Annotated in this window: 5 protein-coding genes and 1 pseudogene; 3 read left to right on the top strand and 3 right to left on the bottom strand. The window is 53.5% G+C overall.

The genetic code is table 11. From position 1 onward, the window contains the following. Positions 1–87: 87 nt before the first annotated feature. Both BW940_RS20625 and BW940_RS20620 read left to right on the top strand, forming a co-directional pair. Positions 88–867 (top strand): annotated as a pseudogene (locus BW940_RS20625) (RNA-guided endonuclease InsQ/TnpB family protein); the annotation flags it as partial. A gap of 252 nt (positions 868–1,119) precedes the next feature. Beyond that, on the top strand, positions 1,120–1,458 hold the full coding sequence (locus BW940_RS20620) for a DUF6788 family protein (protein WP_076611022.1): 339 nt from the start codon (positions 1,120–1,122) through the stop codon (positions 1,456–1,458). 16 nt (positions 1,459–1,474) lie between these two features. Here BW940_RS20620 and BW940_RS20615 read toward each other — a convergent pair whose 3' ends face one another. The 3 genes from BW940_RS20615 to BW940_RS20605 form a co-directional block, all read right to left on the bottom strand. Beyond that, positions 1,475–1,924, bottom strand: a complete 450-nt coding sequence (locus tag BW940_RS20615; protein ID WP_076611021.1) for a hypothetical protein — start codon at positions 1,922–1,924, stop codon at positions 1,475–1,477. Continuing rightward, a complete protein-coding gene (locus tag BW940_RS20610) occupies positions 1,921–2,772 on the bottom strand; it encodes a ParA family protein (RefSeq protein WP_008164832.1) in 852 nt (283 codons plus the stop codon). The genes BW940_RS20615 and BW940_RS20610 overlap by 4 nt, the downstream gene beginning before the upstream one ends. A 353-nt stretch (positions 2,773–3,125) precedes the next feature. Beyond that, complete coding sequence (locus BW940_RS20605; RefSeq protein WP_008164834.1) at positions 3,126–3,485, bottom strand: hypothetical protein; 360 nt, start codon at positions 3,483–3,485, stop codon at positions 3,126–3,128. Positions 3,486–3,707: 222 nt separating this feature from the next. On the opposite strand from BW940_RS20605, the gene BW940_RS20600 reads away from it, so the two are divergent. Then, complete coding sequence (locus tag BW940_RS20600) at positions 3,708–4,592, top strand: IS1096 element passenger TnpR family protein (protein WP_076611020.1); 885 nt, start codon at positions 3,708–3,710, stop codon at positions 4,590–4,592. The last annotated feature ends 141 nt before the right edge of the window (positions 4,593–4,733 follow it).

The following is a 4,733-nucleotide window of genomic DNA, read 5'->3' as shown; positions in this document are numbered from 1 at the left end:
GTTCGAGACGCTTGACGATCTTCGTGATGCTGCTCTCTCTGCACTCAACCGAATCAAAGTTCCAGATGTCTTTACGTATTTATGTCCGTGAGTATCAAGCAGGAACCGACCGGCGAATGGTTCGCTGTGCTCGGGATCGAAACCGAGGACGACTCGCCGCCGAAGCCCAAGAAAATCGAGGACTGTGTCGGGATTGACGTGGGTATCCTGAAGTACACGCACGACACCGACGGCACGGCCGTCGAACGTCCAGACATATCTGACGAACGCGACCGGCTGGAACGCGAGCAACGGAAACTCTCACGCAAAGAGCACGGATCGGCGAACTACCGCAAGCAACAGCGTGTCGTCGCCAAACGTCACGCCGATCTGCAACGGAAACGACGGGACTTCTTGCACAAACTCTCGAACCACTACGCCCGGGAGTACGATCTTGTAGCCGTCGAAGATCTTGACGCCAAGGGGTTGATGGAACTCCCATCGAACAGCCGCAACCGTGCCGGGGCTGCGTGGGGAACGTTCCTTCGAATGCTCGAGTACAAGTGCAAACGAGAAGGCACACACTTCGTGGCTGTCGATCCGGCCGGAACGACCAAAGAATGTGCGGCGTGCGGTGTCTCGAGCGACAAGCCGCTGTGGGTCCGCGAACACTCTTGTCCCTCCTGTGGCTTCATAGCGGACAGGGACTGGAACGCGGCCTACAACATCTTGGTACGTGGATTGAAGCAAGTAGGGACGGGCTGTCCCGAATCAACGCCTGCGGAGACTGCGCTCCCTACAGGGACCGATTCGGTTCCTGCAAAGCGCGTCGTGGAAACAGGAAGCCCCACCCTCAAGGAGCGAACGGCGCAAGCCGTGAGCAAGTAGGGTGGGGAGGAAGTCACGACAACTTGTTCGAAGCTTCGGAAGTGGTGGAGGGGTTGAGGTTCCTTTGTCTATAGCTTCGGAAACAGCGGTGTGTGTATTGTAGACGGAACCACAGTCTCCGGTGCAATCTGATTCTCCAATAACCCCGTTCTGAGGCAATCTAAGTGTCGATTGCTTCGGAAATAGCGGAGGGGTAAAACGCGGTCTTACCAAACATTCATTCTGATGTTGGCTCTACTGTTTGGTAAGACAATGCCAACTCGTCTCTCTGCTCCCGATCAACTTCCGCAGTACCTCGCCGAGGGTGTCCCGAAGCAAGACGACGAGAGTTTGCAGGCTCTCCAAGATTGGATCAACGAACTGCTCGCATACCGACGGGACATCGCCACCGAGGACATCGACGCCGGAGAGGACGAGTCGATCGAAACGATCAAAGAATCGAGCGAAGGGACCGTAGTGATCAAGAAGGTAAGCTGTGGCAAGGACAACTGCAAATGCCGGCGTGGCGAGCTGCATGGTCCGTACAAATATGTTGTCAGACGTAAGGGTGATAACCTCAAATGGGATTATAAGGGTTCGGTGCCCGAATGAAAGTTCCGTATAGGTCTCACTCGGTTTCAAAGCCCCAGCGTTCGAGTTCCTCAGCAACGATTTCTGGCCGCCGCATCGCAGCGACATACGCAGCCTCTCGAACGTCCGTCTTTGAGACGCTGGTCCCTAGTTCATTTTCTACCGCGTCAACGAGTTCTCCCTCGACATCTTGGACGCTGCTGCGAAGATAGAACTGGACCATATCTCGGTCCTGTTTGACGTTATTCCGCGTATAGACCCAAGGGACACCGTCATCATCACGGCCTGATTGAGGGAGCTCTGGCACGACTTCGTCGTTAGCAGCTTCGACTACTTCTTCGACGTCGATATCATCAGAGGGAGCTTCGTCCTCGGGTTCCTCTTCGAGGGCATCATCGACAACGTCGTCGACGTCTTCCTCAACATTTTGGTCAGCCGTGTCGTCGATACCGTCGCTGAACGGATCGCTGCCAGCACCTTTCTTCATCGTTCACCGACCACCGTGATTTCTTCAGCCAGTTGCTCTAACTTCTCGAGCGTCTCCATCTCGTGGTCGCGTTTCCGATCACGGTGGTGCTCAACGTAGTAGCGAGGAGTACACTGCTCTTTCCAGCAGCCTTGGAACAGCGACTCCCGGGTACGAATCGCGACCGGTGCTGGATAGCCGCGGTTACGGATTTCTTCGAGATATTCCTGTTGGTCACTTGTTCGACCGATGCCGTTCGGGACTCCCGCGAGGACTCCGATCTCGACCTGTTCATCACCATTCGAGATGGTGCCTTCAAGGCCGTCGACGAGCTCTTCGAGGCCGTAGATACTTTGCATCCCTTTCCCCGTCGGCTCGATCGGGATCACTAGCGATCGCGTCGCGTTCACTGCGTTGTAGAGGTGTGGTCCCGCAGTCGCTGGCGGGTCGATGATGATTGTGTCGTACTCGTTGGGGACGCCAGCTTCGAGGAGGACACGTCGCAGCTGGTCGGTTGGATCAAAGTCCTCGTCGAGATCGTTGGCCATCTGCTCAGCTCGAGTTAGGAGATCACCGAGCCGTTCCATCATATTGTGGCTCGGAACGACGTCGAATCCGAAATCAGTCTCGAGGATGAGTTCGCTGAAGTCGCCTTTCGGCCGGTCGATCAGATGGCGAGCCAAGTTGTCTGCGTCGCCATCGTCGCGTGGAGCAGCGACGCCGAGTAAGTGAGTCAGCGATCCGTACTGTGGATCAAGGTCGACTGTCAGGACGTTGCGACCGACGCGGGTGTGTTCGTCAGCGAGTGATGCAGCAAGTGTTGTCTTTCCAACACCGCCAGCCTCCGAATAGGTGGCATAAGTAAGCATGTATTATCGGATGAACTGATTGATTATAGTTTTTCGCTAGTTCTCTTAGGTAGGTTTATTGGTTGGCCTAACCGATTAGCCTATCTAAATACACCTGTTTACTTAGATGCCGGCATTGATCGCTTCTGCTGCCTCTTTGAGCACTCATATGTAGAACAGAACGCACCTGAAACTGACTAACACGCCCTCATAAAAATGAAGTTTTATAGATAGTCTAATAAGTTGGCCTAACCGATCATCCTATCTGAATGGTTTGGTTCTATGGCGCCATAATTCTAAATGAGAAAAACCATCTGGATGGTCTAATGAAATGGCCTAACCAACCAGTCTAATCGAATATCTTCCTAAGAATACTATGACTGGAGTTGCGTGACAGTCGAGGCGATTTCGCTTTTGGTCGGTTCGCCGGTAAACTCGACAACTCTATCGCCTACACCAAAGGCGTATCTCTGGTAGGAGACGTCGACGTGAATCCAGCATTCGATGTCAGCGTCTGTCGAGTCATACTCGCCCTCACTTGCGTTCTCTCCTTGCTTCAGCACATCAAGCAGGTATTCTTCGATACGCGACGCGCTCGAGATTCGCAAGAGATGATCGGCAGCGATGTTGTCCAGCACCTCTGCTGGGGTTCCATATCCCTCGCCTACGAGATAGAACTCGCCATAGTACTCGTGTGACTCGATCTGAACACAGAGTGTATATGTTTCAGCCATATCTGTAGTTGACAGAGGCCATCCATTAGAATGCCTATTCATAAACCACTACCCAATAGTATCTGTACCGATGGCTCCGTGAGCAAGGTTTAGTCCGGATACTGTGCAACTACGTCATATGTCTTCCACTACTAGTTGGCACACGATCCGTGACGAAATTGCAGACTTAGAACAGCGTATCGATGATCCCACCAGTTTCCACATAGGAACAGAGTTCCAAAGATGACTGCCTACCGCTTTCGCATCAAATTCGATCCGGATCCTACCTCGCTGTGGCGAGATATCGTCGTCGGCGCAGACAGAACGATCACCGAGTTGCAGTCGGCGATCAATCCCGCAGTTGGACTTGATCAGGGCCATCTCTGGTTCGTTGGAGAGGATGAGGACTACTGGGACAGTGCTGTCAAATACCAGTGTCCGCAGGAATACGAGGAGTCACTCAATGGCGACCCACTGTTGCGTACCGAGCGGATCGAGAACGCTGGAGACGTGACGATCGGCGAGATGACCCGCCAACTCGGGCTCGAACAGTACGATCGCATATGCTATCTGTATGACTACGGTGATGAATGGCGGTTCTACGCTATTTTGAAAGAGGTCCTCAGCGACGAGCCGAGTGACAAAGGGCCAGACATCGTGAAAGAGAAAGGCGATCCGATCAATGACCAGTACGATCCGCCGGAAACCGGTGAGAGTGGTCCTCCCCTTCCTGAACCCCTTTATTCAGTGCTCCCTGAAACCGCTGTTCCTGTTGCGGATCTTCGTGAACTGGAAGAGCGCGATCGTGTCGTCCACGTTATGCCACTACTCAGTCTCGAAACTGGGTTTGGGGCAGTCTGCGAGCGGTTCGCAATTCAGTTTGAGAACACAGGGTACGTCATCGAAAACTTTCAGCCGGGATGGCAGATCGTCGAGGAAGTTGATGGAGTAGACAAGACTGAGGAAGAACTTCTAGCAGCCCTTGCGGATGCAGTGCGTGAGTGGCACTCTGAAATCGCGGAGATCTCTGGCGCAGTGACGGGACAGCATTTCGACGAGGAGACTGTCGAAGCGATGCATGTCGAACTGGAAGCAGAACTCGAACGCAAGGGGTATGGACATCTTTAAGGATCATTGGTCTTTAGTTAGGCCCCAGTCCTCGGTTGTGTAGCGATAGCGAGCCTCTCTTGGAGTATCGGTCGTTGTTGGTGTATCTTCTGAGCGTCGTCGATCAACCGTTCCAGCAACGGTGGCGGAGAGTAACCGAGG

This window comes from Natronorubrum thiooxidans, from assembly GCF_900156475.1.
In the GTDB taxonomy this organism is placed as follows: domain Archaea; phylum Halobacteriota; class Halobacteria; order Halobacteriales; family Natrialbaceae; genus Natronorubrum; species Natronorubrum thiooxidans.
Note: the sequence above shows the minus strand (reverse complement) of the source record. Positions and strands in the feature narration are given on the sequence as shown.